Below are 26755 nucleotides of genomic sequence, written 5' to 3'. Positions count from 1 at the left end.
GACGGGATCAGGCCATGCCGCCGGCCACGGCCGGCAGGATCGTCACCGTGTCGCCGTCGGTGAGCTTGGTGTCGATGCCCTCGACGAAGCGGACGTCCTCGTCGTTGAGGTAGACGTTGACGAAGCGGCGCAGCTTGCCGTCGTCCACGATGCGGGCGTGGATGCCCGCATGCCGGGTCTCGAGGTCGTTGAAGAGGTCGGCGAGGGTGTCACCGCTGCCCTCCACCGCCTTCTGACCGTCGGTGTACTGGCGGAGGATGGTCGGGATGCGGACCTCGATGGCCATGGCTCAGGGCTCCTGTCGGGAAGTGTCGGGTAGGGGCGCGCGCGGCAGTGCGGCGCCGCGGCTCACGGCCGTACGGCGGCAGGGGACGTCAACAGATGGCGCTGTTCAGCCTGCACAGGTCGACGTGCAGCCGCGCCACGAGCAGTGCGCCCGGCGTCTTCTCGCTCACGTCGTTCAGAACCATGGGCTCATCGTATCGATTCCCGGTGCCGCTCCCCGAGTGTGATCCCACATGCCGGACGGATTGGGGCCGGGGAGTGAGACTCCGCGGCTCAGGCGGAGCGTCGGCGGACCAGGCGGGTGGGGACGATCACGGAGGTCCGTCCGGTGCCGTGCTCGAAAAGGAGGCGGGCCATCAGACGGCCCATCTCCTCGACGTCCTGGTGGACGGTGGTCAGCGGCGGGTCGGTGGTCTCGGCGATGGACGTGAGGTCGTCGAAGCCGACCACGGCCACGTCCTCGGGGACCCGGCGGCCGTGTTCGCGCAGGGTCTGGAGGGCTCCGGAGGCCATGAAGTCGGAGGCGACGAAGACGGCGTCCAGGTCGGGGCGGCGGTGAAGGAGTGCGGCCATGGCGTCGGCGCCGCCCTGGCGGCTGTAGTCGGCGCGCTCGACGAGGTCGGGCGGGGTGTCGGGGAGGACGTCGCGGTAACCGGCGAGGCGGTCGGCGGCGGAGTTCTCCTGGTCGTAGGGGCCGGTGACGGTGGCGATGCGGCGGCGGCCGAGGGAGACGAGGTGCTGGACGGCGAGGCGGGCGCCGCCGCGGTTGTCGCCGTCGACGTAGGCGTGGTCGTGGCGGGCGGCGCCCGCGTGCGGGAGGGGGCGGCCGCCGAAGACGGCGGGGAGGTCGAGGCGGTCGGTCATCTCGTGCAGCGGTTCTTCCGGGCGCAGGGAGAACAGCACGGCGCCGTCGACGTGGCCGCCGCCGAGGTAGTCGGCCACGCGCGCGTGGTCGTCCGGTTCCTCCACGAAGAGCAGGACGGCCTGGGTGCCGTGTTCGGCGAGTTCCCGGCGCACGCCGCGCAGCAGGAGGTCGAAGAACGGGTCGAGGAAGAGCCGGCCCTCGGGCGGGGCGGCGACGACCGCGACGGCGCCGGTGCGGTGGGTGACCAGCTGGCGGGCTGCCTGGTTGGGGACGTATCCCAGTTCGGCGATGACCTCGCGGACGCGTTCGACGGCCTCCGCGCTCACCCGCGCCTCACCGTTGACCACCCGCGACACGGTCGACCTGGAGACACCCGAGCGCCGGGCCACGTCCTCGAGGGTGGGGCGCCGTACGTTCATCCGTTGCGTCAACACCAGCTCCGTTGCGGGGAGTTGTCGGGGCGTACGGCTCTCAGTATGCCTCGACGACCGCCACGTCCTCCTCCTCCACCTCGCCCTCGCGGATGCGGAAGGAGCGGAACTGGAAGGGGCCGTTTCCGTCGGTGTCGGCGGTGGAGACGAGGACGTAGTGGGCGCCGGGTTCCTGGGCGAGGGTGATGTCGGTGCGGGAGGGGCGGGCCTCGGTCGCGGTGTGGGAGTGGTAGACGACCACCGGCTCCTCGTCGCGGTCGTCCATCTCGCGGTAGAGCTTGAAGAGGTCGCCGGAGTCGAACTCGTAGAACGTCTGCGACATGGCGGCGTTCTGCATGGGGATGAAGCGCTCGGGGCGGTCCGAGCCCGCGGGGCCCGCGATGACGCCGCACGCCTCGTCGGGGTGGTCCTTGCGGGCGTGCGCGACGATCTTGTCGTAGAGATCCCGGGTGATGGTCAGCATGGTCGTCAGGATAAGCAGAGGGGCCGTCCCGCCCGAGGCTCGGTACAGGACGGCCCACATGCTGGACTCGGTCAGCCGGTCTTCTGGAGGTCCGGGTCGCGGCGGTCGGTGACCTGCGGGTTGCGGCCCTTGAGGATCCTCCATCCGACGCCGAGGGCGGCGGCCCAGCCCGCCATCACGTACAGGCAGACGCGGGCGTCGGCGTCGTAGGCGATCAGGCAGGTGACGAAGAGCAGGAAGGCGATGGCCACCCAGCTGAACGCGGCGCCGCCCGGGGCCGGGAAGCTGGACGCGGGCAGCCGGCCTGCGTCGACCGCGCGGCGGTAGAGGACGTGGCTGACCAGGATCATCAGCCAGGTCCAGATGCCGGCGGCGGTGGCGACGGAGGTGACGTAGCCGAAGGCCTTCTCCGGGACGACGTAGTTCAGGACGACGCCGATGCCCATGAACAGGACCGAGACCGTGATGCCGAAGGCGGGGGTCCTGGTGGCCGACAGCTTCCTGAAGGCGGCCGGGGCCTCGCCGCTGTCGGCCAGGTTCCGCAGCATGCGGCCGGTGGAGTACATGCCGGAGTTGCAGGAGGACAGGGCGGCGGTGAGGACGACGAAGTTGACGATGCCCGCGCCGGCCGGGATGCCGATCTTCGCGAAGGCCTCGACGAAGGGGGAGACACCGGGGGCGAACTCGGTCCACTTCACGACGCAGAGGATGACGGTGAGCGCGCCGACGTAGAACAGCGCGATGCGCCACGGGAGGGTGTTGATGGCCTTGGGGAGGGTCTTCTCGGGGTTCTCCGACTCGCCGGCCGTGACGCCGACCAGTTCGACCGCGAGGTAGGCGAACATCACGCCCTGGAGGGTCATCAGGGAGGAGCCGATGCCCTTGGGGAAGAAGCCGTCGAACTGCCAGAGGTTGGCGACGGCGGCGGTGTCGCCGGCGCTGCTGAAGCCGAAGGTGAGAACGCCGAGACCGATCACGATCATGCCGATGAGGGCGGTGACCTTGACCATGGAGAACCAGAACTCCAGCTCTCCGAAGACCTTCACGGAGATCAGGTTGACCCCGAAGAGGATCACCAGGAAGACCAGTGCGGTCACCCACTGGGGGATGGCGGGGAACCAGTAGTTGACGTAGATCGCGGCGGCCGTCAGCTCGGCCATGCCCGTCACGACCCACATCAGCCAGTACGTCCAGCCGGTGAAGTAGCCGAAGAACGGGCCGAGGAACTCACGGGAGTACTCGGCGAAGGAGCCCGAGACCGGGCGGTACAGGAGCAGTTCGCCGAGCGCCCGCATGATGAAGAAGACGATGGCGCCGGCGAGGGCGTACATCAGGATGAGGCTGGGTCCGGCCTTGGCGATGTTCGCCCCGGCCCCCAGGAAGAGGCCGACGCCGATGGCGCCGCCGATCGCGATCATCTGGACCTGGCGGCTGCCGAGCCCGCGCTCGTACCCCTCTTCGGACGTCTGTTCCGCTGTGTCGACCTGGGCGGAGGTCATGTGTGTGGTGCGCCTTTCTCCATGCCGCCCCGGACCTCTCGTCGGCCTCGGACCGGCTGTCGATCCCCCCGGATTCCTGGAGTGGTGCCTGGCCGACGATGGTCGGCTCGGTGGCGCACCCGGCGGAACATGCGGGTGGTGTTCGCCGGGCGGTCGTGAAGATCTATCACGACCGCACCGTCGGTCCGGCGCGTTCGGTGTGGCGCACGACACGAGGAAAAGGGGACGAACGGGACACGAAGAGGGCACTTCCGGCCGTCACGGTGATGTGATCGTTATCCGGATTTGAGCGCCTTCTGAGCGAGCGGCAGGGCAGGACGAATCAGGGCATAAGGGTGGTCACGAGCGTCTCCTGGAGGCCGCCCAGCCACAGGTACGCCATCACCATCGGCTTGCGCGGATCCTCGTCCGGCAGCCGGTAGAGGAGGTCGGTGTCGTCCTCGTCGGTGATCTCGAGCCGGGCCCCGATCGCGAGGCGCAGGTCGTTGAGCGCGCCGAGCCACTGCCGGGACTCCTCGGTCGACAGCTTGAGCACCGCGCCGCCGTCGTCGGCCGCCTGGGAGGCGAGGGCGTCCAGGGTGCGGACCACCGCGAGGGCGTTCTCGCGCTTGCCGGACCGCAGGTCGTTCTCGGTGTAGCGGCGGAACTCGGCGGAGTGCGCCTTCTGCTCGTCGGCCCGCTGCGGCCCCGGGGAGGCCTCGGGGTCGGTGTACGCGTCCGGGAAGAGCCGGCGCAGCACCGGGTCGGCGGGGGGCTCGCTGGGCCCCTCGGCGAAGAGTTCGGCGAGCGGGTCGGCGGAGGCGTCCTCGGCGGGTCCTGGGCCGATCAGCTCCAGGAGCTGGACGGCCAGCGAGCGGATGATGGAGATCTCGACGTCGTCGAGCGCGACGGCAGCGCCGCCGCCGGGGAGCGGTTCGAAAGTTCCGGGCATGGGAGGGGAGGCTACTTCCGGTCGCTACTTCCGGTCCTGCTGGAGGGTGGCCCACAGGCCGTATCCGTGCATGGCCTGCACGTCGCGTTCCATCTCCTCGCGGCTCCCGCTGGAGACGACGGCCCGGCCCTTGTGGTGGACGTCGAGCATGAGCTTGGTGGCCTTGTCCTTGCTGTAGCCGAAGTACGTCTGGAAGACGTACGTCACATAGCTCATCAGGTTGACCGGGTCGTTGTGGACGATCGTGACCCACGGGACGTCGGGCTCGGGGACGGCGAAGACCTCCTCCGCCGACTCGGTGCGTTCGATCTCCAGGGGTGCGGGTGACGTCACAGGGCCCATGCTGCCACGCATCCCATAAATCGTCACACCGACGAGAAGGGAGTACCATCTCTCGTCATGAACACAGCGGACCTTGGGCTGCCGGTTGACGTTCCCTCTACGGCGCTCTTCACGGACCAGTACGAGCTGACGATGCTGCAGGCCGCCCTGAAGGCGGGGACGGCCGAGCGGCGGAGCGTGTTCGAGGTCTTCACCCGGCGGCTGCCGGAGGGGCGGCGCTACGGCGTCGTCGCGGGAACCGGGCGTGTCCTGGACGCCGTCGAGAACTTCCGCTTCGACCCGGGGGTCCTCGGCTTCCTGCGGGAGCGGGACATCGTCGACGAGGCGACCCTGTCCTGGCTGGCCTCGTACCGCTTCTCGGGTGACATCTGGGGCTATCCGGAGGGCGAGGTCTACTTCCCCGGCTCGCCCGTCATACGCGTCGAGGGCTCCTTCGCCGAGTGCGTGCTCCTGGAGACCGTGATCCTTTCCATCCTCAACCACGACTCCGCGATCGCCGCCGCCGCGTCCCGGATGTCCTCGGCCGCCGGGGACCGCCCGCTGATCGAGATGGGCGCCCGGCGCACCCATGAGCTGGCCGCGGTCGCCGCCTCCCGCGCCGCGTACGTCGGAGGCTTCACCACCACCTCCGACCTGGCCGCGGGCTTCCGCTACGGCATCCCGACGGTGGGCACCAGCGCCCACGCCTTCACCTTGCTGCACGACTCCGAGCGGGACGCCTTCCGGGCCCAGGTGGACTCGCTGGGCCGGGGCACCACGCTGCTCGTGGACACGTACGACGTCGCCGAGGCGGTACGGATGGCGGTCGAGGTCGCCGGGCCCGAGCTGGGGGCGGTCCGCATCGACTCCGGGGACCTGCTCCTGGTGGCCCACCGGGTGCGCCAGCAGCTGGACGAGCTGGGCGCGACCGGCGCCCGGATCATCGTCACCTCCGACCTCGACGAGTACGCCATCGCCTCGCTGGCCGCGGCGCCCGTGGACGCGTACGGCGTCGGCACCCAGCTGGTGACCGGGTCCGGGCATCCGACCTGCTCGATGGTGTACAAGCTGGTCGCCCGCGCCGAGTCCGCCGACCCCAGGGCGCCGCTGGTGCCGGTGGCGAAGAAGTCGACCGGCGGGAAGACCTCGGTGGGCGGGCGCAAGTGGGCGGCGCGGCGTCCGGACGCGTACGGGGTCGCGGAGGCCGAGGTGGTGGGCACCGGGGCGGTGCCGGCCGAGCTGGCCGAGCGGCAGCTGCTGGTGGAGCTGGTCAAGGGCGGCGAGGTGGTCGCCCGCGAGCCGCTGGACGTCGTACGCGACCGCCACGCGGCGGCCCGGGCCGGTCTGCCCCTGTCCGCGACCCAGCTGTCACGGGGCGAGCCGGTGATCCCGACGGAGTACGTGCTGGGGCGTGCGGGTAGCTAGGACAGGTCCTGGGGGCCTGTTGTCGGCCCCGCTGTTTCTCTACGCTGGCTTACTTCACCCATAGTCGACTTCACCCACAGTCGAAGGACACCGACCATGCGCCGCGCCTTGATCGTCGTAGACGTGCAGAACGATTTCTGCGAGGGAGGCAGTCTCGCGGTGGCCGGGGGTGCCGATGTCGCCGCCGCGATCACCGAGCTGGTCGCGCAGGCTCCCGCCGGGTACCGGCATGTCGTGGCCACCCGCGACCACCACATCGCGCCCGGCGGTCACTTCGCCGACAACCCGGACTTCGTCCACTCCTGGCCCGCGCACTGCGTCGCCGGTACGGAGGGCGTCGGCTTCCACCCGAACTTCGCCCCGGCCGTGGCCTCCGGCGCCATCGACGCCGTCTTCGACAAGGGCGCCTACGCCGCCGCGTACAGCGGCTTCGAGGGCGTCGACGAGAACGGCGTCAAGCTGGGCGACTGGCTGCGCGCCCGCGAGATCGACGAGGTGGACGTCGTCGGCATCGCCACGGACCACTGCGTACGGGCCACCGCGCTGGACTCGGCGCGGGAGGGTTTCCGCACCCAGGTACTGCTGGAGCTCACGGCCGGCGTCGCCGAGGAGACCACCGACCGCGCGCTGGAGGAACTGCGGGCGGCGGGCGTGGCCCTGTCGGGCAAGCCGGTCGTCGCCTGACAGTGAGGATTGGTTCTTCGGCTGCGGCGCCGTCGTGGCTGGTCGCGCAGTTCCCCGCGCCCCTGAGAGGCTGCGGCTACGCCGCCGCGCCTCTCAGGAGGGATCTGATCGGTCTCCAGAGTTCCGGGGCCGTGGGCGGGGGTACGGCGGTGTCCGGGGTCGTGCGCCATATCAGGCCGTCCGGGTGGTGGAGCACGGCCGTGATCTCGTCGGGGGTCGGCGGGGCCGCGTTGCCCCGGAGATAGATCGCTCGCAGGCCCAGGTTACGGAGCCTGGTCAGGGCCCTGGCGCGGTTGTGGGCGTGCACCAGCACCCGTACCCCGGTGGAGTCCAGGTCGGTGGGGCTGGGCAGGTTCAGGGCCACCACGACCCTGCCGTTCGGCAGCCTGCAGAAGCCTCCTGCGGCCATGCGGTCACACCCCCGTGCGTGTCGGTGTCAATAAGAGAGCCACAGCACGCACCTAAACACGATCGGCGGCGACCCGCCAGGGGGTCACCGCCGATACCGCTTCTGACCTGCGGAGATATGAACTACTTCGCGGACGGGCCGACCTTCACCGTGACCGTCGAGCCGTCCTTCCCCTCCTTGACGATCTTGATCGAGGTGTTGGTGTCAGTGACCTTGACGCCGGCGTAGGGGTTCGACGCGTCGTAGTACGTCGACGCGCCGTCGTCGAAGACCGGGACGCCCGGAAGCGACTTGATCTTGGTCGCGACGTCCGCCCTGTGCAGCGTGATCGCGTCCGTCGCGGAGAAGCCGAAGGTGGAGTCGTAGGCCTGGACGCGGTTGCGCATCAGGGTGCCGTCGGACCACTTCAGCGGGGTCGGGTGCGAGTCGATCGGGAGGATCAGGCCCTCACCCGGGTGGGCGCTGGTGTTGTCGTCCGCCTGGGAGGTGTCCCACTTCCAGATCAGCAGACCGTTCTGGTAGGCGTAGTGCTCCACCCAGTCGGGGCGGGACGCGAAACCGAAGTTGTACGGGCCGACCTTGAGGACCTTGTCGTACGACACGTACTGACGGTTCTCGGCGATGTAGTACTGCGCGTAGTCGTCCGTGATCCCGGCGCCGATGCGGGTGAAGCCGTTCGACGTCCAGGCCGCGTCCGCGGACTCCGCGTCGTCGGAGAACAGGGTCGCGCCGTCGGCGGTCACCGTGATCTCGTCGGCCGTGAAGCCCTTCTGGGCCACGCCGCCGTCGGTGGCGTAGCGGAAGCGCAGGCTGATCTGCTTGCCCGCGTAGGCGTCCAGCGGGAAGGTCAGCTTCTGGTAGGCGTCGACCGTGCCGGTGAGGGCGGGCTTGCCGCTGCCGTCACGCGGGATCGCGGTGCCGTCGGCGAGGGTGCCGTCGACCGGCGTGTAGCTGGCGCCGCCGTCGGCGGAGACCTCGGCGTACAGGTAGTCGTAGTCCTGCTCGATGTCCCACCAGGCGTCCAGGGACAGGGAGGCGGACGTCTTGCCGGTCAGGTCGACCGTGCGGGTCAGGGTGTTGCGCAGGTCGTCGCCGCTGCCGCTCCACCACTGGGTCGCGCCCTGCGCCGGGGTGACGACGTCGGTGGTGACCGTCTTGTCGGGCAGCGCCACCACGAGGGCCTGCGGGTTCTTGGTGTTGTACTCCGCGACGCCCAGCTTGTGACGGGACTTGACGCCCGACTTGGCGACGTCGTAGTCCAGCCAGCCCAGTTGCAGCTTGTCCCAGGCGTTCATGTCGCCGGGCAGGTTGCCGATGGCCTCCTTGCCGGTGCCGAGCCAGGAACCGGAGGACATCAGGGTCCAGAAGCCGGTGGAGTTCTCGCCGCCGTTGGTGTCGTACTCGTCGGGCAGGCCGAGGTCGTGGCCGTACTCGTGGGCGTAGACGCCCAGGCCGCCGTTCTCCGGCTGGATGGTGTAGTCGCCGACCCAGATGCCGGTGTCGCCGACCTGGGTGCCGCCGAGCTTGTTGGTGTCCGGGCCGGTGGCGCCGGCGTCGGTGGCGAAGGCGTACCAGCGGTGGGCCCAGATCGCGTCCGTACCCTGCGCGCCGCCGCCCGCGGAATCGTCCTCGCCGGCGTGCACGATCTGGAAGTGGTCGATGTAGCCGTCGGACTCGTTGAAGTCGCCGTCGCCGTCGTAGTCGTAGCGGTCCCACTGGTCGAACTCGGCCAGCTCCGCCTTGATCTCGGCGGCCGTGTCACCGGCGGCCTCGCGCTCGGCGACCCAGGCGTTCACGCCGTCCTGGACCGCGTACCAGGCGCCGGTGGGGGCGTCGTCGGAGCCGTAACGGGCCTCGTTGTACGGGACCTTGACCCAGTCGGTGACCTCGCCCTCGACCGAGTAGCGGCCCGAGGACTGCTTCTCGTAGTACTTCTTCAGCGACTCGGTGTTCTTGCCGGTGCCGAAGTAGAGGTCCTGGAAGTGGGCCTGGTTGTAGTCGGCCTTCCAGTCCGTCGAGTTGTTCGTGGCGCGGTCCGGCTCGGCTATCTCGTTGTGCAGCGGGCCGACCGTGCCGCCGTAGCGGGGGTCGACCTGGTCGCCGAACTCGACGAGGATCGTGAAGATCTTGTCGGTCTTCTCGCGGCCCAGTTCGACGTACTTGCTCTTGCCCTTGCCGCTCTCGAGCTTGACCACCTTCGAGCCGTCGCGGTCCTTCGCCGTCGCCTCGCCGGATATGACCTGCTCGAGGGCCTCCTTGCGCTGCGCCTCCTGCGTCTTGCTGAGCGGCCCGTCGAAGTCGTGCTCCTTGGCCTTCACCGGCTGGGGGTCGTGCCCCTCCGCCGCCGCGGCCGGCGCCGAACCGCCCTCGGCGGCCTGGGCCACGGCGAACGACGTGAACGTCGCCGAGGCGGCAGCGAGCGCGACGACCGTGGCGGCCGTTCTGAACGTCCAGGATCTGCTGGTCACTTGAATGTCCTCCCACGCACGCGCCCGTCGACGCGGTAGGGGGTTCCTGTCAAGGAAAGTCCGCGTGCGGTTATACGCGTGTAGTCAAGTGACGCCATTTGACTACTGGTTTACGAGAAAAGACAGACCTTGACTTGGACAGATCAAGTGCATTACAGAGAGCGGGTGTTCGGATTGCGGACACATGACCGTAACGTGACGGTGGCGGCGGCCGGCCCCGACGGGCGCGCGGGGCCGTCCACTTGGTGGACGCCATGACTCCGTGCGCCCCCTGTGCACCGGCACCGTGGGTTAGGTCACGCTTACCGTTCGTTCCAGTCGGGCATGCAGCCGAATAGAGTCGAGATCTCCCCCGCTTCCGAGGACACGATTGCCATGCCTCGTCCGACCGTCGCACAGCTCACGTACGGTTCCTGCACCGTCATCTTCTCGACGCTCGCCATGCTGCTGCTGTCACAGACGAGTTCGGGAGCCGGCATCGCGGTCATCGCCATGGCCGCGCTCGCACTCGGTCTGCTCGTCGCCCTGACGGTACCGGTGCCCCGGTCGCCGTCGCCCGCGTCGGCGGCGCCGCCCACGCAGCAGCCCGAGCCCGAGCCCGTCCCGGTACCCGCCTCCGTCTCCGCCGCGCCCGAACCGGTGCGGGAGCCGACGGCGGCACCCTGAGCCGAGTGAGTGCGGGCCCGCATGAGTGCGCGCGGGCCCACTCTCATCCCTGCACGGCGACGACGACTGTTTTCGCGGCCTTGTCGTGCAGGCCCTGCTTGTAGGGCTTGTTGAAGTAGCTCCAGCCGCCGCAGATCGCCGTCCACACACAGGCGCAGCAGAAGGCGAACGGCACCCACAGCACGAGGGCGCGGACCAGTGACGTCTGCATCGAGGGCGTGGAGCCGTTGTCCAGGTCGGCGACCCGCATCCGGAACCACTTCTTCGCGAGCGTCTGGCCGGTTCGCGCGGTCAGGATCGTGTCGTACGCCACGTACAGGACGACCGTGATGATCTCGCGCCCGAAGGTCTTGGCGAACTCGATGTCGTCCGCGTCCACGGTGTACTGGTCTACGCGGAAGGCCCACGACAGCAGCGCCACGACGATGTAGACGAGCACCATGTCGATGATCCGGGCGAGCGTGCGCCGGCCGCTGTCGGCGAGCGGGGGCATACCGGCGAGCGGGTCGCCGGGATATCCGCCGTACGGGTCACCGCCGTACGGTCCGCCGCCGTACGGCCCACCGCCGGGCGGCACATCGCCGTAGGGGCCGCCACCGGCGTACGGCGGGGGTTCCTGCGGCCCCTGCGGGGGTTCCTGCCGGGGTTCCTGCGGGGGTCTTTTTCTGAACGGGTCGTCCTCCGGCGGGCCGCCGGAGCCGGGGGGCGGTTCGGTGGTCATGGCCCGAGTCGACCGCGAAGCGGGAGGCTCCGCATCCGGCGAGCGGCCGTCCGGGTGTCACCCGGCGACGAAGGTGTGCGCGACCTTGTCGTGCCAGCACTGGCGCCACGGCCGGTCGAACAGTCCCCATACGACGCCCACGACGCCGATCGCGAGCAGCCCGGGCACGCTGTAGACCAGCCAGCGGCGCAGGGCGGCCCCGAAGGACGGGGGCTCGCCGCCCTCGATGTCCCGCACCTCCAGGCCGAACAGCTTCTTGCCCAGCGTGCGGCCCCACTTGGCGGTCGGCAGGGCCTCGTACAGGATCCCGAAGACGAGGAGCACGGCGAGGACGATGCCCAGGTAGACGCCCGTCGTGCCGTCGAGCAGCCACACGGTGACGGTCCGTCCGCTGAGCTTGGCCTCGTCGATCTTCTCGTTGACGTGGTCGAGGGCCTTCACGCCGAGCGGTACGGCGGCGGCGGAGGTGACGGCGGCGAGGACGACCGTGTCGACCAGCCGTGCCGCCAGCCGCTTCCCGAGCCCGGCGGGGCGCGCGGCGGCCTGCCGTCTCGCCGCCGCCTGGAAGATGTCGTCGACGGGCGGCTTCCAGGGCAGGGGGGACTCGTCGGCCCCCGCGAGCCGGTGCACCTGCTGGGCCCAGGACGACTGCCCACCACCGGGGCCGGGGGCCATCGGCGGGGCTCCGGCGGCCTGGGCGGCGGCCTGAGCGGATGCCTGGGCGGCGGCTTGGGCGGGTGCCTGGGGTACCTGTGCGGGGCCGAACTGCTGAGGCACGCCCGGGACGCCCGGGGCGGCCTGCGGGGGGCCGGGGAGGGCGCTCGCCTGCCCCGCGGCCGGCGGGAACCCGTAGCCACCCCCCTGCGGACCGGGGGTGCCCTGGGCGGGCGCCGGTACCTGGGGCTGCGCCTGCGCCGGTACCTGGGGCTGCGCCTGCGCCTGCGCCGCCTGTGCGGCGGCGGCACGCTCGGCGGCGGCCTTGCCTGCGGCGAACCCGGGCTTGGCGGGACCGGACGCCGCCGACGCCGTACCGCCACCGGAGCCACCGGCGGGGGAACCGCCCCCGGCCGGCGGGCCGAAGACCGGTCCTCCCGGAGCGGCCCCGGAGCCGACCCCACTTCCACCCGCACCCGCGCCGCCCGGCCCGCCGGGCCCGCTCGCCTCCGGCGCGCCCTGCGCACCGGGGCCCGTGCCCGCGGCTCCCTGCCCGCCGAAACCGGGCGCCCCCGGCACCGGCCCCTGACCATCACCCCACGCCTCGCCCCGGCCACCCGGACCCGTGCCCGCGGACCCCTGCCCGCCGGAGGCGCCCTCGTCCCCCGCTGTCGGGCGGCGGAAGACGAAGGTGCCGTCGGAGGGCGCGTCGGCCGTGCCGTCGTCCTCCGGCGGTGCGCCCCAGGACACGCGGCGGTCCTGGTCGCCGCCGAAGCCGGACTGGTGGGCGGGGTCGGCGGCCCAGGAGGCGGCGGGGTCGGGGCCGTTGCCGTACTGCCGTACCGGATCCTCGTCGAAGAAGTGCGGGCCGGTCGCCTCCACGGAGGAATCCGGAGGGCTGAGCGATGCGCCGTCGGACGGGGCCGGGCGGCTGGTGCCCGGGACCCAGGAGGAGCCGTTCCAGTACCGGACGTAGCCGGGGATCGACGGGTCCGGGTAGTACCCCTCGCGGGGCCTGTCGTCGCCGGGTGCCGGGGTTGGGGCGCTCATGTCCGTCGTCCCGTATCTGCTCGGAGGTGGGTGGGGGCATCCAGATGTATCAGACCGAGGCAACCCCCAGCGCCAGTCGCGCCGGACCCGCCCCATTCCGGGCAACCCCGTGCACGCCCTTCACACGTTCGGAACCGTCCGCCACGGCCGCTGCAAGAAGTTCGGTGGAAGACGGCCGAAAGAAGTTCGCTCAAAAACTTCTCCGAACCCGCGTAATGCTGCGCATCCTCCTCGCTCTCTTCCTCCGTACACATACGTACCGAGAGGAGAACGGCCATGCATCACACCGTGGTGGAACGCGAACTGGAGCTGAAGCTCATCCTGTCGCCGGAGCGGAGCATCCCCGTACCGGCCCGGCTGGGCTACCGCAGCGACGACCCCTTCGCCGTGCACGTCACCTTCCACATCAACTCAGAGCACCCCGTGCACTGGACCTTCGCCCGTGAGCTGCTGGTGGAGGGGGTGTTCCGGCCGTGCGGGCACGGCGACGTACGGGTGTGGCCGACGAAGGCGGACGGGAGAAGTGTGGTGCTGATGGCGCTGAGTTCGCCGGACGGGGACGCCCTGCTGGAGGCACCGGCGGCCCAGGTCTCGGCCTGGCTGGAGCGGACGCTGCGGGTGGTGCCCCCGGGGGCCGAGGGCGAGCAGCTCGGCCTGGACGAGGGCCTGGCCGAGCTGCTCGCCCCGACCCCGGCGGACGACCTGTGGCTGCGCGACCCGTGGCCGTCGGACGAGTCCGCGGAGGGCGAATAGGCCGAGGCGGGTCAGAACAGCTTTCCGGGGTTGAGGATGCCCAGCGGGTCGAACGCCTGCTTCACGGCCCGCTGCATCTCCAACCCCACCGGACCCAGTTCGCGCGCCAGCCACTCCTTCTTCAGCACGCCCACCCCGTGCTCGCCGGTGATCGTGCCGCCGAGTTCCAGGCCGAGGGCCATGATCTCGTCGAAGGACTCGCGGGCGCGCAGGCTCTCGTCGGGGTCGGCCGCGTCGAAGCAGACGGTGGGGTGCGTGTTGCCGTCGCCCGCATGGGCGACGACCCCGATGGTCAACCGGTGCTTGTCCGCGATGCGTTCGACACCGTCGACGAGGTCGGCGAGGCGGGAGCGGGGCACGCACACGTCGTCGATCATCGTCGTGCCCTTGACGGCCTCCAGCGCGACCAGCGACGACCGCCGGGCCTGGAGCAGCAGTTCGGACTCGGCCGCGTCCTCGGCGGGGACCACCTGGGTGGCGCCGGCCGCCTCGCACAGCGCGCCGACCGCGGCGAGGTCGGCGCCGGGGTCGGGGGTGTCGAAGGCCGCGAGGAGCAGTGCCTCGGTCGTCTCCGGCAGTCCCATGCGGGTGAGGTCGTTGACCGCCTTGACCGTCGTACGGTCCATCAGTTCGAGGAGCGAGGGGACATGGCCGCCGGCCATGATCCGGCACACCGCGTCGCAGGCGGCGGCCGTCGACGCGAACTCCGCCGCCAGGACCAGCTGCTGCGGCGGCTGCGGCCTGAGGGCCAGCACCGCCCGTACGACCACGCCGAGCGAGCCCTCGGAGCCGACGAAGAGGCGGGTCAGGTCGTACCCCGCGACGCCCTTCGCGGTACGCCGCCCGGTGGACATCAGCCGGCCGTCGGCGAGGACGACGTCGAGGCCGAGGACGTACTCGGCCGTCACCCCGTACTTCACACAGCACAGGCCGCCCGAGGCCGTGCCGATGTTGCCGCCGATCGTGCACATCTCCCAGCTGGAGGGGTCGGGCGGGTAGTAGAGGCCGTGTTCGTTGACCGCCCGGGAGAGGGTGGCGTTGACGACGCCCGGTTCGACGACGGCGATGCGGTCGACCGGGCTGATCTCGAGGATCCGGTCCATCTTCGTCAGGGAGAGCACGACGCAGCCGTCGGTGGCGTTGGCGGCGCCGGACAGCCCGGTGCGGGCGCCCTGCGGGACGACGGGGACACGCAGCGCGGTCGCGGTGCGCAGGACGTGCTGGACGTGTTCGACCGTGCGCGGCAGCACCACGACGGCCGGGGCGCCGGCCGGGCAGAAGCTCGCCATGTCGTTGGCGTAGGCGGTGGTGACGTCGGGGTCGGTCAGGACGGCGTCGGCGGGCAGGCCGGCCAGCAGCCGGTCGAGAAGACTGCCGGTGACTTCATCACGTGGCGCTTCGATTCGGCTCATGATCACAGGGTCGCACCCGGGGCCATCGGTGTGAACCCCGTCCACGGTGGCCGTCACCTGCTCGGGCGCGGCTGCCCCGACGACGCACAGTGAGCGCCATGGAGCACATGGAGCACATGGAGAAGGCGGACGGGAGTCCCTGGTACCGGCGGCGCCTGCTCGTCGGCTCGCTCGCGGGGGTGCTGGCGCCGGCCGGCGTCGCGGTGCTGCTCTGTCTGCCCGGCGAGCGGACGGAGCGCGCGGCGCCCGCACCGGCGCCCGGGGCGCAGGCGCGGGCCGCGCTGGGGGCGGGGGCGCCGGCCTCGCTGCCCGACCTGGCGGCGCTGGTCGAGGAACGAAAGCGCCTGGTGCGCAGACAGCCGCGGGACGCGCGGTCGTGGGCGGTGCTGGGTGCGGCGTACGCCGAGCAGGGCCGGCGTACCGCCGGGGCGGCCGTCCTCTATCCGCGGGCCGAGCGGGCGCTGCGGACCTCGCTGAAGGTGCGCCCGAGGGACAACGCCCAGGCCCTGGACGGGCTGGCCGCGCTGGCCAACGCGCGCCGGGACTTCCGGGCGGCCCGGGCCTGGGGCGAGGCCGCGCGCGAGCAGGCGCCGACGCGCTGGACGACGTACGCGCAGCTGGTGGACGCGTACAGCGGGCTCGGCGACTGGAAGAAGGCGCACAGGGCGCTGGAGATGATGACGAGGGTGGGGTCCGGGCCCGCCGTCCTCGCGCGGGCCGCCGGCGGGTACTGGGACCAGGGCCGGCGGGAGGACGCGCAGGCCGCGCTGGCGGACGCGGCGGCCGGGGCCGCCTCCCCCGCCGAGGAGGCTGCCTGTCTGGAGCGGGCCGGAGAACTGGCGTTCGAGCGTGGTGAGCGCGAGGACGCGCTGCGGCACTTCCGGGCGGCGGTGCGGCTCGACCCCGACCAGCGGGCGGCGCAGGCCGGACAGGGACGGGCGCTGGCGGCCCTCGGGCGGACCTCGGAGGCGCTGAGCGCGTACCGGGTGGCGCTGGAGCGGCAGCCGTTGCCGCAGTACGCGCTCGAACTGGGCGAGCTGTACGCGTCGTTGGGGCTGCCGCAGGCCGCGAAGGTGCAGTACGGCCTGCTGCGCGAGCGGGTACGGGCGGACACGGCGGGCGGGGTGGACGGGGAGCTGGTCCTCGGCCGGTTCGAGGCCGACCACGGGAATCCGGCGTCGGCGGTGCGGCGGCTGCGGGCCGAGTGGCGGCGCCAGCCGGGCATCGCGGTCGCGGACGCGCTGGGCTGGGCCCTGCACCGGGCCGGCGACGACGAGGAGGCGCTGCGGTACGCCTCGATCGCCACCGACCGGGTGCACGGCGGTACGGTGCTCAGCGCCTCGTACGCCTACCACCTGGGGATGATCGAGCTGGGCCTGAAGCGGCCGGGCCCCGGGCGCCGCCATCTTCAGGAGGCGCTCCGGCTGAATCCGTACTTCTCCCCGCTGCACGCCCCGGCGGCGCGGACGGCGTTGCAGCGGCTGGGTGAGGTGCCGGACGACGAGCTGCCCGAGTAGTGCCTACAGGTTTCCGCGTCGGTCCTGCTCGCGCTCGATGGCCTCGAAGAGGGCCTTGAAGTTGCCCTTGCCGAAGCCCATCGAGCCGTGCCGTTCGATGATCTCGAAGAAGACGGTCGGGCGGTCCTGGACCGGCTTGGTGAAGATCTGCAGCAGATAGCCGTCCTCGTCGCGGTCGGCGAGGATCTTCAGCTCGCGCAGGGTGTCCACGGGCACCCGGGTGTCGCCGACCCACTCGCCGAGGGTGTCGTAGTAGGAGTCCGGGGTGTCGAGGAACCGCACCCCGGCCGCGCGCATGGTCCGTACCGTCTCGACGATGTCGCCCGTGTTGAGCGCGATGTGCTGGACGCCGGCGCCGCCGTAGAACTCCAGGTACTCGTCGATCTGGGACTTCTTCTTGGCGATGGCGGGCTCGTTGATCGGGAACTTGACCTTGAGGGTGCCGTCGGCGACGACCTTCGACATCAGCGCGCTGTACTCGGTGGCGATGTCGTCGCCCACGAACTCCTTCATGTTCGTGAAGCCCATGACCTTGTTGTAGAAGCCGACCCATTCGTCCATCCGGCCGAGTTCGACGTTGCCGACGCAGTGGTCGATGGCCTGGAAGGTGCGGTGGGCGGGCGGGTCGACGATCGGCTCGGCGGACACGAACCCGGGGAGGTACGGGCCGTCGTAGCCGGTCCGCTCGACGAGGGTGTGGCGGGTCTCGCCGTAGGTGGCGATGGCGGCGAGGACGGCCGTGCCGTGCTCGTCCTTCAGCTCGTAGGGCTCCGCGACCGGGCGGGCGCCGTGCTCGACGGCGTAGGCGTACGCGGCGCGCGCGTCCGGGACCTCGATGGCGAGGTCGATCACGCCGTCGCCGTGCTCGGCCACGTGCTGTGTGAGGAAGTGGCCCCAGGTGGAGGCGGGCCTGATGACGGAGGTGAACACGAAGCGGGCGGAGCCGTTGGTGAGCACGTACGAGGCGGTCTCACGGCTGCCGGTCTCGGGTCCGCTGTAGGCGACCAGCCGCATGCCGAACGCCGTGGAGTAGTAGTGCGCCGCCTGCTTGGCGTTGCCCACGGCGAAGACGACCGCGTCCATTCCCCTGACCGGGAAGGGGTCGGTCTGGCCGTCCTGCCGGGCGGTGTGGGGGGTGTGGTCTGTGGTCTGCGTCATAGCGGCAGGGTCACCCCGGGCGCGCAAGGTGCGCAATAGTTCGCTTTTGCGCTGGGCAATGTGTTCAGTGGTACGACGGTTTCGGCGGGCTTTCTGTACAGGGTGACCATCATGGAGGCGGGCGTGGCGATCGATCATCTGGACGGGCGGATCATCGTGCTGTTGGCGCGGGAGCCGCGGATCGGGGTGTTGGAGATGTCCCGTCGGCTCGGGGTGGCGCGGGGCACCGTGCAGGCGCGGCTCGACCGGCTTCAGTCGAATGGCGTCATCCGCGGATTCGGCCCGGAGGTGGACCCGGCGGCGCTCGGCTACCCGGTCACGGCCTTCGCCACGCTGCAGATCCGGCAGGGGCAAGGCGCGGACGTACGGGCGCACTTGGCGACCGTGCCGGAGGTGCTGGAGCTGCACACCACGACCGGCAGCGGGGACATGCTGTGCCGCCTGGTGGCCCGCTCCAACGCCGATCTCCAGCGGGTCATCGACCGGGTTGTCGGTTTTGATGGCATTGTCCGGGCCTCCACCGCGATCGTGATGGAGAACGCCGTACCGCTGCGGATCATCCCGCTGGTGGAACAGGCCGCGGGGGCGTCCATGACGTGAGGTGGTGAGGGCGTGTGAGCTTCTGGGAGTACGTGAACACCCGGCACCAGCAGTTGCTCACGGACGCCTGGCAGCACGCCAGTGCCGTCTTCCAGTGCATGGTCGTGGCGACCGTGATCGGTGTGCTGATCGCGGTGGTCACCTATCGCCGCGAGTGGGCGGGCAGCCTCGCCACCACCGCGACCTCGACGATCCTCACCGTCCCCTCCCTGGCCATGATCGGTCTGCTGATCCCGGTGGTGGGTCTGGGCGTGGCGCCGACGGTGATCGCGCTGACGCTGTACGGGCTGCTGCCGGTCGTACGGAACGCGATCGTCGGGCTGCGCGGGGTCGATCCGGCGCTGGTGGAGGCGGCCGAGGGCATCGGGATGTCCCGGCCGGCACGGCTGGCGCGGGTCGAGCTGCCGCTGGCCTGGCCGCCGATCCTGACCGGGATCCGGGTCGCCACCCAGATGCTGATGGGTATCGCGGCCATCGCCGCGTACGCCTCCGGTCCCGGGCTCGGCAACGAGATCTTCCGCGGTATCGCCTCCCTGGGCAGCGCCAACGCCCTCAACCAGGTGCTGGCGGGGACGCTCGGGATCGTGGTCCTCGCGCTGCTGTTCGACGCCGGGTACGTGCTGCTCGGGCGGCTGACGATTCCGAGGGGGATCCGTGGCTGAGCCGTCGCACGGGGCCGCCATCGAGCTGGAGAACCTGACCAAGCGGTATCCGGGCAGCGCCCAGCCGTCCGTGGACAACGTGAACATGGAGATCAAGGCGGGCGAGACCGTCGTCCTCGTCGGTCCTTCCGGGTGCGGGAAGTCGACCACCCTGAAGATGATCAACCGGCTGATCGAGCCCAGCGGCGGCCGGATCCGCATCGACGGCGAGGACGTCACCGACATCGACCCGGTGCGGCTGCGCCGGAAGGTCGGGTACGCGATCCAGTCCTGCGGCCTCTTCCCGCACATGACGGTCGCGCAGAACATCGCGCTCGTCCCGAGGATGACCGGCTGGCCGAAGGCACGGATCCGGGACCGGGTGGAGGAGATGCTCGACCTGGTCGGGCTCGACCCGGGCGAGTTCCGCGACCGCTATCCGCGCCGGCTGTCCGGCGGGCAGCAGCAACGGGTGGGCGTGGCACGGGCGTTGGCAGCCGATCCGCCGGTGCTGCTGATGGACGAGCCGTTCGGCGCGGTGGACCCGATCACCCGCGACCACCTCCAGGACGAGCTGATCCGGCTCCAGCACGAGCTGCGCAAGACGATCGTGTTCGTCACCCATGACTTCGACGAGGCGATCAAGCTGGCCGACCGGATCGTGGTGCTGCGCGAGCGCTCGCACATCGCCCAGTTCGACACCCCGGAGGCGATCCTCACCAGCCCGGCGGACGACTTCGTGTCGGGGTTCGTGGGCGCGGGGGCGGCGCTGAAGCGGCTCAATCTCACACGGGTGCGGGACGTGGGGATCACCGGGTATCCGACCGTCTCGGTGGACGATCCGCTCCAGGTCGTCGTCAACAAGCTGCGCTCCAGCGGCACGAACGAGATCCTGCTGCTCGACCGGCGCGGGCGCCCCTACAAGTGGCTGCGGCGCGGCGACCTGATGCGGGCCAAGGGCTCGCTGGCGCGCGCCGGGACGCCGGTCCACGACACGGTGACCCGGGACGCGACACTGCGGGACGCGCTGGAGGCGGTGCTCACCGACAACACCGGGCGGGTCGCGGTCACCGGGCGGCACGGCGAGTTCACCGGGGTGGTGGACATGCAGACGCTGCTGAACTCCGTGCACGCGCTGCTGGACGCCGACCGACTGGAGGCGCTGGAGGCACAGACCGGGCTGGAGGAGGCGCAGGAGCCTCGGACCTCGGCGGAACTGGAGGGGGCGTGACGGGGGTCGGCGGAACCGGAGAGGGCGGGACGGACCTCGGCGGAACTGGAGGGGGCGGGACGGACCTCGGCGGAGCCGGAGGGGGCGGGACGGGGGTTGAGCCGGCGGCGCCGGTGCGGACCACCGATGTCGTCCGGCCCGGGCGGCGGATCGGCTGGCCGCGGCTGACCGTCCTGCCCGGCTTCCTCGTCGCGCTGCTGCTCGCCACCCTGCTGTGGTTCCAGCGGGAGGACCTGGACGCGGTCTCCGCGAACGCCCTGTCGGGCGGGCAGGTGCAGAAGGCGCTGTGGCAGCACGTGGAGCTGACCGCGATCTCGACGTTCTTCGTCCTGGTCATCGCGATCCCGGGGGGCATCCTGCTGACGCGTCCGTGGTGCCGGAAGGCCGCCCCCGTCGCGCTGGGCTTCGCCAACATCGGCCAGGCCACCCCGGCGATCGGTCTGCTGGCGCTGCTGGTGATCTGGCTGGGCACGGGGATGAAGGCCGCCCTGATCGGCATCATCGCCTACGCCATCCTGCCCGTGCTCTCCAACACCATCGCCGGCCTCCAGGCCAACGACCCCACGCTGCTGGAAGCGGCCCGGGGCATCGGCATGTCCGCCCTGGGCGTGCTGTCCCGCGTCGAACTCCCGCTCGCCGTACCGCTGATCCTCGCGGGTGTGCGTACGGCGCTCGTCCTCAACGTCGGCACGGCGACCCTGGCGACCTTCGGCGGAGGCGGCGGCCTCGGTGTGCTGATCACGGCGGGCATCACCAACCAGCGGATGCCCGTGCTGGTGCTGGGCTCGATCCTCACGGTCGCCCTGGCCCTGCTGGTCGACTGGCTGGCCTCCCTGGCGGAAGTGCTGCTGCGGCCGAGGGGGCTGGAGGTGGGGAGGTGAGACGGGTCTGGATCGCGGCTCTGCTGGCGGTGTCGGGGTGCGGGCTGTCCAGCGGGTCCCCCATGGTCGACGACGTCTCCCCCGGCTCGATCGGGCGGGGCGAACCGCTCGAGGGAGCCCACCTGACGGTCACCTCCAAGGCGTTCACGGAGAACCTGGTCCTCGGCGCGATGATGGGAATCGCCTTCCAGGCGGCCGGCGCGGACGTCCTGGACCGCACCGGCATCCAGGGCTCCATCGGCTCGCGCGAGGCGGTCCTCAAGGGCGACGCCGACGCCATCTACGAGTACACGGGGACCGCCTGGATCACGTACCTGGGCAACAGCGAGCCGATCACCGACCCGCTGGCCCAGTGGCGGGCCGTGCACGACGCCGACCTGAGGAACGGACTGGCCTGGCTGCCGCCGTCGCGGCTCGACAACACGTACGCGCTGGCCATGAACCAGGCCGCGTTCAGGAAGTACGGCACCCGGAACCTGTCGGAGGTGGCCGCGCTGGCGCGGTCGGATCCCGGCGCGGTGACGCTGTGCGTGGAGGGCGAGTTCGCCAACCGGGCGGACGGGCTGCCGGGGATGCAGAAGGCGTACGGGATGGACGTACCGGCGTCCCGGATCACACAGATGGACAGCGGGATCATCTACACCCAGGTGAAGAAGGGGAGTTGCACGTACGGGGAGGTGTACACGACGGACGGCCGCATCAGGTCCATGGGCCTGGTGGTGATGGCCGACGACCGGAGGTTCTTCCCCAACTACAACGCGGCGCCGGAGATCAACTCCGGGACGCTGAAGAAGTGGCCGGCGATCGCGGAGGTACTCGATCCGATCACGGCGAGGCTGGACAACACGGTGGCGCGGGAGCTGAACGCGAAGGTGGATGTGGAGGGGGAGGATCCGCATCAGGTGGCGTTGGAGTGGATGAAGGGGGAGGGGTTCGTACGGTAGGCGGGCGGGCTGCGGGCGAGTTACAAAGAAGGCGTTGCAAAGGGTTCTTTGCAACGCTACCTTTGTACGCATGAACGAGCCCCTGGATCCACAGGTTCGCCAACTCGACGCACGCTCGCTGCGCGGACTCGCCCACCCCCTGCGCATGCAGCTCCTCGACGCCCTGCGCTTCGGCGGGCCGGCCACCGCGTCCCAACTCGCAGCGAAACTGGGCGAGTCCAGCGGGGCGACCAGCTACCACCTGCGGCAGTTGGCGGCCCACGGCTTCATCGAGGACGACCCCGAGCGGGGCAAGGGCAAGGAGCGGTGGTGGAAGGCGGCGCACGAAGGACTGCGCTTCGACGACGCACTCCTCACGGACACCGATCCGACCGTACGCGGCGCAGCCGACCTGTACCTGTACGAGACCGCGACGGCCCGCACCCAGGAGCTGTCCACCTGGCTGGGCACCCGGCGCTCCTGGCCCGAGGAGTGGAACCGCACCTGGGACATGAGCAGCATGACGCTACGGCTCACTCCGGACCTGACGCGCGAACTCATCGCGAAGATGCACGAGTTGGTCGACACCTACCGCGCCCGGGCCGTCGACGCGGACACCCCCGGCGCGGCGCAGGTCCGCCTGCACACGCACGCCTTCCCGCTGACGACCGACACGGACCCGGAGAGGCCGCAGTCATGAACCCCGAGATCCATCTCGCCCTGCACCACGCCCGCGCCGCCGAACTCCGCGCCGCGGCCGAAGCCCACCGCTTGGCCACCACATCACCAGCACCCCGGGGCATCCGCACCCGCGTCGGCTGGACCCTCGTGGAGGTGGGCCTGCGCCTGGCCACTCCGAAGCCGGCCGCCCTGGCCCCTAGCAGCTAGGTACGTCGCCCTTCCCGCTCTCCAACGCGACCAGCGCGCCCACCGTGCTCTTGAGCGTGGTCACCGGAATCAGCCGCAGGCCGGTGGGCAGGTCGGACCTGGCCTCGGCGCACTCGTCCTTCGGTACGAGGAAGACGGTCGCCCCGTCGCGCCGCGCGGCCTGTGTCTTCAGGGCGACGCCGCCGACGGCGCCGACCGTGCCGTCGGGCTCGATGGTGCCCGTACCGGCGATGGTCCGGCCGCCGGTGAGATCGCCGCCGCTGCCGTCGCCGTTCAGCTTGTCGACGATGCCGAGGGAGAACAGCAGTCCGGCGCTGGGACCGCCCACGTCGGCCAGCTTCAGGGTGACCTTGACACCGTCGTCGGAGCGGCCCAGATAGCGGAGCGCGGCCTCGGTCGCGGCGTCCTGGGACTCCTGCATCTGCTCGGTGTTGTGCTGCTCGATCTCCTTGGTGTTCTGCCCGCTGGGGTAGACGGAGTCGTGCGGCATGATCGCCTGGTCGCTGCGGAACCAGCCGTCGATCACATCGCCGAGCCGGACGTCGGCGTCGGGGTTGGTCGCCTCGATGGTCGTCATCCGCAACTGGCCGGTGGTGTCCCGGGCGTCCGCACCGGAGATCGTGATCACCGGCGTGCCCTGGTTCTCGCCGAGCACATTCGCCGTCATACCGGGCTGAGCCACCGAAAACGGCAACGGCGCGACGGCCGCCGTGACGAGCAGAGCCACGAACGGCACAGCACAGACGACGAGAGCCTGGGGACGCGTGAGACGAGAGAGCACGGAGTCAATGTAACCGAGCAGTTCCAGGGCGCCTGAGAGAGCATCCACCCAGCCTGCGGGCATGCGTGCCTCCCCCAGTGCCTTAAGGGCCTGGGGGGACCCCCAGGCGGCACGGGTGGGCGCAGGCGGCACCCTGCCAGCGCCGGCAAGCACCCCCACCCCCGCCCGGCACCAGCCAAGGGCACCAACCCACCGGCCGTCAGCTCACCGCACCCACCCCGCAACCGTCAGCGCAGCGCCTCCGCAACCTCCCGCGCCGCATCCACCACCCGCAGCCCCACCCGCTCCGGCACCGCATCCGCAAGCATCACCACCCCCACACTCCCCTCAACCCCCGTCACCCCGAGCAACGGCGCCGCAGCCCCACTCGCCCCCGCCTCCAGCTCCCCCTGCGTCAGCGTGTACCCCGGCTCATCCGCCAGCTTCTGCCGCGCGGCGAGAATCGCCCGCCCCGCGGCCCCCCGGTCCAGGGGATGCCGGAACCCGGCCCGGTAGGCCACGTGATAATCGGTCCACGAAGGTTCGACGACAGCCACCGCCAACGCCTCCGCGCCGTCCACCAAGGTCAGATGCGCGGTCGCCCCGATGTCCTCGGCCAGCGACCGAAGAGCCGGCAACGCCGCCTCGCGGACCAGCGGATGCACCTGCCGCCCCAGCCGCAGCACCCCAAGGCCGACCCGGGCTCGCCCGCCCAGATCACGCCGTACGAGCGCGTGCTGCTCCAGCGTGGCGAGCAACCGGTACACAACGGTCCGGTTGACGCCCAGTTTGTGCGAGAGTTCGGTGACGGTCAGCCCGTGGTCCGTGTCGGCCAGCAGTTTCAGGACCTTGAGGCCCCGGTCGAGCGTCTGAGAGGTCTCCGCGGTCACGACGCCCACTCCTTAGTGGTGAGGTCGACAGCCCCCATCGCGGCGGATGCGTCACCGAGTCCCGTCGGCGACGCGCTTCCAGAGGCCGCCGATCGACAGATGGGCCCGGCGGATCCGGGCCCGGTCGCTTCACGGCTGCGCTCCGCGGCGGCGCTGCCACGGGGCGTGTGCGTAGCCGGACAGTAGCGAAGCAAGTTCGCTGAGCGGAAGGGAACGTCCAGAATCCGGTCATTGACCGGTATGGACTACTCGAATTTGTCCCGATACGTACGGCGCAAACAGCAGGTCACACGCCGGGCGCCGCCGCGTCACCGCATCCGGGTGGCCCACTCCTGCACCTTGGCAATGCGCTGCCGCAACTGCCCCGCGGTGGCCTCCGCGCTCGCCGGCCCGCCGCACACCCGCCGCAGCTCGGTGTGGATGACCCCGTGCGGCTTGCCGCTCTGGTGGACGTACGCCCCGACCATGTTGTTGAGCTGCCGCCGCAGCTCCATCATCTCCTTGTGCGAGACGACGGGCCGCCGCTCGGCCGGCACCTCCAGCAGATCGGCCTCGCTGTCCGGCTTCTTCCTGCTGTGCGCGATCTGCTTCGCCTGCCGCTTCTGGAGCAGCAGCTGCACCTGGTCGGGCTCCAGCAGTCCCGGGATGCCGAGGTAGTCCTGCTCCTCCTCGCTCCCCGGGTGGGCCTGCATCCCGAACTCGGCGCCGTTGTACATCACCCGGTCGAAGACGGCGTCGGACTCCAGCGCCTCGAAGGGCAGCATGTCCTGCTCGCCGGTGTCCTCGTCCTGTTCCTTCTCCGCCTCCTGGAGAAGCTTGTCCTCTTCCGCGTAAGGGTCTTCCTCGCCGTCCTTCTTGGGCTTGTCGAGGACGTGATCCCGCTCGCGCTCCATCTCGTTGGCGAAGCCGAGCAGATCGGGAATCGTGGGAAGGAACACGGAAGCGGTCTCTCCCCGCCGCCGGGACCGCACGAACCGTCCGACGGCCTGGGCGAAGAACAAGGGCGTCGAAATGGTGGTGGCATAAACCCCCACCGCGAGCCGGGGTACGTCCACCCCTTCCGACACCATCCGCACGGCGACCATCCACCGATCGGTATTGCCGCTGAACTCGTCGATACGATCGGAGGCGCCGCCGTCGTCGGACAGCACAAGGGTCGGTTTCGCCCCCGTGATCTCCCGAATGAGCTTGGCATAGGCCCGCGCCGAATCCTGATCGGAGGCGATGACGAGCGCCCCCGCGTCCGGAATCGCCTTGCGTACCTCGGTCAGCCGCTGGTCGGCGGCCCGCAGCACGCTCGGCATCCAGTCACCGCGCGGATCGAGCGCCGTACGCCACGCCTGACTGATCGCGTCCTTGGTCATCGGCTCACCGAGCCGAGCGGCGATCTCGTCCCCCGCCTTGGTACGCCACCGCATATTCCCGCTGTAGCTCAGGAAGATGACCGGCCGAACGACATTGTCGGCAAGCGCCGACCCATACCCGTACGTGTAGTCGGCGGAAGACCGCCGAATGCCGTCGTTCCCCTCCTCATACGCCACGAAGGGAATGGGATTGGTGTCGGACCGAAACGGCGTACCGGTGAGCGCGAGCCGACGGGTGGCGGGCTCGAATGCCTCAAGACAGGCCTCACCCCAGGACTTGCTGTCCCCCGCGTGGTGAATCTCGTCGAGAATGACCAGCGTCTTCCGCTGCTCGCTCCGATTGCGGTGCAGCATGGGCCGCACGCCGACACCCGCATACGTCACGGCGACACCGTGATAATCCTTGCTGAGCGGCCCGGCACTGTACTCGGGATCAAGCCGGATGCCTATGCGGGCCGCGGCCTCCGCCCACTGCTTCTTCAGATGCTCCGTGGGCGCGACAACGGTCACCTGCTGCACGACATGGTGATGCAGCAGCCAGGACGCGAGAGTCAGCGCGAAGGTCGTCTTGCCGGCGCCGGGGGTGGCGACGGCGAGGAAGTCACGCGGCTGTTCCTGGATGTACTTCTCCATCGCCCCCTCCTGCCAGGCCCGCAGCTTGCTGGCGGTACCCCAGGGCGCCCGCCCGGGAAAGGCGGGCGAAAGGTGGTGGGAGTTGGAGGAGGAGGCAGAGGTGGCGGTGGTAGTCACGGTCTCCGGTTCGGGGGGTCGGTCTCGGCTACGTATGACAACCGGGCCACCCTACCGGCGCCCCACCCACGCAACCCCGCGAACCAGGCCGGGCGGCCCCGGGTTGGGATCCACG

28 protein-coding genes are annotated in these 26755 nt (G+C 70.8%); 12 read left to right on the top strand and 16 right to left on the bottom strand.

All coding sequences use genetic code 11. The features are described 5' to 3' along the window. Nucleotides 1-7: 7 nt before the first annotated feature. The 7 genes from ACFPIH_RS12860 to clpS all read right to left on the bottom strand — a co-directional run bounded on the left by ACFPIH_RS12860 (nt 8) and on the right by clpS (nt 4816). A complete protein-coding gene (locus ACFPIH_RS12860) occupies nt 8-286 on the bottom strand; it encodes a MoaD/ThiS family protein (protein WP_381170191.1) in 279 nt (92 codons plus the stop codon). Nucleotides 287-374: 88 nt separating this feature from the next. Next, on the bottom strand, nt 375-470 hold the full coding sequence (locus ACFPIH_RS12855) for a putative leader peptide (protein ID WP_311636697.1): 96 nt from the start codon (nt 468-470) through the stop codon (nt 375-377). 88 nt (nt 471-558) lie between these two features. Continuing rightward, entirely contained in the window at nt 559-1569 is a 1011-nt protein-coding gene (locus ACFPIH_RS12850; RefSeq protein WP_381170713.1) for a LacI family DNA-binding transcriptional regulator, read from the bottom strand. Nucleotides 1570-1621: 52 nt separating this feature from the next. After that, on the bottom strand, nt 1622-2044 hold the full coding sequence (locus ACFPIH_RS12845) for a M67 family metallopeptidase (protein WP_381170188.1): 423 nt from the start codon (nt 2042-2044) through the stop codon (nt 1622-1624). Between the two features lie 71 nt (nt 2045-2115). After that, nucleotides 2116-3543: an amino acid permease gene (locus ACFPIH_RS12840; RefSeq protein ID WP_381170186.1), complete on the bottom strand. Its 1428-nt coding sequence runs from the start codon at nt 3541-3543 to the stop codon at nt 2116-2118. Between the two features lie 322 nt (nt 3544-3865). Beyond that, complete coding sequence (locus tag ACFPIH_RS12835) at nt 3866-4474, bottom strand: DUF2017 domain-containing protein (RefSeq protein WP_381170184.1); 609 nt, start codon at nt 4472-4474, stop codon at nt 3866-3868. A gap of 24 nt (nt 4475-4498) precedes the next feature. Next, nucleotides 4499-4816, bottom strand: coding sequence for an ATP-dependent Clp protease adapter ClpS (gene clpS, locus ACFPIH_RS12830; RefSeq protein WP_352343950.1), 318 nt, complete (start codon nt 4814-4816; stop codon nt 4499-4501). Nucleotides 4817-4873: 57 nt separating this feature from the next. On the opposite strand from clpS, the gene ACFPIH_RS12825 reads away from it, so the two are divergent. Further along, complete coding sequence (locus ACFPIH_RS12825; RefSeq protein WP_381170182.1) at nt 4874-6220, top strand: nicotinate phosphoribosyltransferase; 1347 nt, start codon at nt 4874-4876, stop codon at nt 6218-6220. 96 nt (nt 6221-6316) lie between these two features. Continuing rightward, complete coding sequence (locus ACFPIH_RS12820) at nt 6317-6904, top strand: isochorismatase family protein (protein WP_381170180.1); 588 nt, start codon at nt 6317-6319, stop codon at nt 6902-6904. 76 nt (nt 6905-6980) lie between these two features. On the opposite strand, the gene ACFPIH_RS12815 is transcribed toward ACFPIH_RS12820, so the two are convergent. Next, entirely contained in the window at nt 6981-7313 is a 333-nt protein-coding gene (locus ACFPIH_RS12815; RefSeq protein WP_381170178.1) for a hypothetical protein, read from the bottom strand. Between the two features lie 122 nt (nt 7314-7435). Then, nucleotides 7436-9781, bottom strand: coding sequence for an immune inhibitor A domain-containing protein (locus ACFPIH_RS12810; RefSeq protein ID WP_381170176.1), 2346 nt, complete (start codon nt 9779-9781; stop codon nt 7436-7438). 375 nt (nt 9782-10156) lie between these two features. On the opposite strand from ACFPIH_RS12810, the gene ACFPIH_RS12805 reads away from it, so the two are divergent. Next, on the top strand, nt 10157-10447 hold the full coding sequence (locus ACFPIH_RS12805; protein WP_381170174.1) for a hypothetical protein: 291 nt from the start codon (nt 10157-10159) through the stop codon (nt 10445-10447). A gap of 43 nt (nt 10448-10490) precedes the next feature. Here the strand turns inward: ACFPIH_RS12805 and ACFPIH_RS12800 are convergent, their stop codons facing one another. Both ACFPIH_RS12800 and ACFPIH_RS12795 read right to left on the bottom strand, forming a co-directional pair. After that, nucleotides 10491-11168, bottom strand: coding sequence for an RDD family protein (locus tag ACFPIH_RS12800; protein ID WP_381170172.1), 678 nt, complete (start codon nt 11166-11168; stop codon nt 10491-10493). 57 nt (nt 11169-11225) lie between these two features. Further along, complete coding sequence (locus tag ACFPIH_RS12795) at nt 11226-12872, bottom strand: RDD family protein (protein ID WP_381170170.1); 1647 nt, start codon at nt 12870-12872, stop codon at nt 11226-11228. 276 nt (nt 12873-13148) lie between these two features. On the opposite strand from ACFPIH_RS12795, the gene ACFPIH_RS12790 reads away from it, so the two are divergent. After that, nucleotides 13149-13625 (top strand): SsgA family sporulation/cell division regulator, encoded by a 477-nt coding sequence (locus ACFPIH_RS12790; RefSeq protein ID WP_381170167.1) that lies wholly within the window; start codon nt 13149-13151, stop codon nt 13623-13625. 11 nt (nt 13626-13636) lie between these two features. Here the strand turns inward: ACFPIH_RS12790 and ACFPIH_RS12785 are convergent, their stop codons facing one another. Next, entirely contained in the window at nt 13637-15043 is a 1407-nt protein-coding gene (locus ACFPIH_RS12785; RefSeq protein ID WP_381170165.1) for an FAD-binding oxidoreductase, read from the bottom strand. Between the two features lie 101 nt (nt 15044-15144). On the opposite strand from ACFPIH_RS12785, the gene ACFPIH_RS12780 reads away from it, so the two are divergent. After that, complete coding sequence (locus ACFPIH_RS12780; RefSeq protein ID WP_381170710.1) at nt 15145-16554, top strand: tetratricopeptide repeat protein; 1410 nt, start codon at nt 15145-15147, stop codon at nt 16552-16554. Between the two features lie 3 nt (nt 16555-16557). On the opposite strand, the gene hppD is transcribed toward ACFPIH_RS12780, so the two are convergent. Beyond that, on the bottom strand, nt 16558-17712 hold the full coding sequence (hppD, locus tag ACFPIH_RS12775) for a 4-hydroxyphenylpyruvate dioxygenase (protein ID WP_381170163.1): 1155 nt from the start codon (nt 17710-17712) through the stop codon (nt 16558-16560). Between the two features lie 123 nt (nt 17713-17835). Between hppD and ACFPIH_RS12770 the strand changes: the two genes are divergently transcribed. The 7 genes from ACFPIH_RS12770 (at nt 17836) to ACFPIH_RS12740 (ending at nt 22876) form a co-directional block, all read left to right on the top strand. Continuing rightward, complete coding sequence (locus ACFPIH_RS12770) at nt 17836-18312, top strand: Lrp/AsnC family transcriptional regulator (RefSeq protein WP_381170161.1); 477 nt, start codon at nt 17836-17838, stop codon at nt 18310-18312. 14 nt (nt 18313-18326) lie between these two features. After that, nucleotides 18327-18974 carry an ABC transporter permease gene (locus ACFPIH_RS12765; RefSeq protein WP_381170159.1) on the top strand — a complete coding sequence of 216 codons (648 nt, stop codon included), beginning with the start codon at nt 18327-18329 and terminating at the stop codon, nt 18972-18974. Next, nucleotides 18967-20184 carry a betaine/proline/choline family ABC transporter ATP-binding protein gene (locus ACFPIH_RS12760; RefSeq protein WP_381170157.1) on the top strand — a complete coding sequence of 406 codons (1218 nt, stop codon included), beginning with the start codon at nt 18967-18969 and terminating at the stop codon, nt 20182-20184. Before ACFPIH_RS12765 ends, ACFPIH_RS12760 begins: the two co-directional genes overlap by 8 nt. Nucleotides 20185-20297: 113 nt before the next feature. Beyond that, nucleotides 20298-21065: an ABC transporter permease gene (locus ACFPIH_RS12755; RefSeq protein WP_381170708.1), complete on the top strand. Its 768-nt coding sequence runs from the start codon at nt 20298-20300 to the stop codon at nt 21063-21065. A 62-nt stretch (nt 21066-21127) separates the two neighbouring features. Then, nucleotides 21128-22009 (top strand): glycine betaine ABC transporter substrate-binding protein, encoded by an 882-nt coding sequence (locus tag ACFPIH_RS12750; protein WP_381170706.1) that lies wholly within the window; start codon nt 21128-21130, stop codon nt 22007-22009. Nucleotides 22010-22079: 70 nt separating this feature from the next. Next, complete coding sequence (locus ACFPIH_RS12745) at nt 22080-22688, top strand: ArsR/SmtB family transcription factor (protein WP_381170155.1); 609 nt, start codon at nt 22080-22082, stop codon at nt 22686-22688. Continuing rightward, complete coding sequence (locus ACFPIH_RS12740; RefSeq protein ID WP_381170153.1) at nt 22685-22876, top strand: hypothetical protein; 192 nt, start codon at nt 22685-22687, stop codon at nt 22874-22876. The genes ACFPIH_RS12745 and ACFPIH_RS12740 overlap by 4 nt, the downstream gene beginning before the upstream one ends. On the opposite strand, the gene ACFPIH_RS12735 is transcribed toward ACFPIH_RS12740, so the two are convergent. From ACFPIH_RS12735 to ACFPIH_RS12725, 3 genes are all read right to left on the bottom strand, one after another. Beyond that, nucleotides 22866-23657, bottom strand: coding sequence for a S16 family serine protease (locus ACFPIH_RS12735; RefSeq protein WP_381170151.1), 792 nt, complete (start codon nt 23655-23657; stop codon nt 22866-22868). The two genes, ACFPIH_RS12740 and ACFPIH_RS12735, sit on opposite strands and share 11 nt — an antisense overlap. A 227-nt stretch (nt 23658-23884) precedes the next feature. Next, nucleotides 23885-24526 carry an IclR family transcriptional regulator gene (locus ACFPIH_RS12730; RefSeq protein ID WP_381170149.1) on the bottom strand — a complete coding sequence of 214 codons (642 nt, stop codon included), beginning with the start codon at nt 24524-24526 and terminating at the stop codon, nt 23885-23887. A gap of 308 nt (nt 24527-24834) precedes the next feature. Beyond that, complete coding sequence (locus ACFPIH_RS12725) at nt 24835-26640, bottom strand: DEAD/DEAH box helicase (RefSeq protein WP_381170147.1); 1806 nt, start codon at nt 26638-26640, stop codon at nt 24835-24837. Nucleotides 26641-26755 lie beyond the last annotated feature (115 nt).

The sequence above is a fragment of the Streptomyces vulcanius genome (genome assembly GCF_042653945.1).
Taxonomy (GTDB): domain Bacteria; phylum Actinomycetota; class Actinomycetes; order Streptomycetales; family Streptomycetaceae; genus Streptomyces; species Streptomyces mangrovi.
The sequence above is the reverse complement of the archived record's forward strand: the minus strand, read 5'-3'. Positions and strand labels throughout refer to the sequence as shown.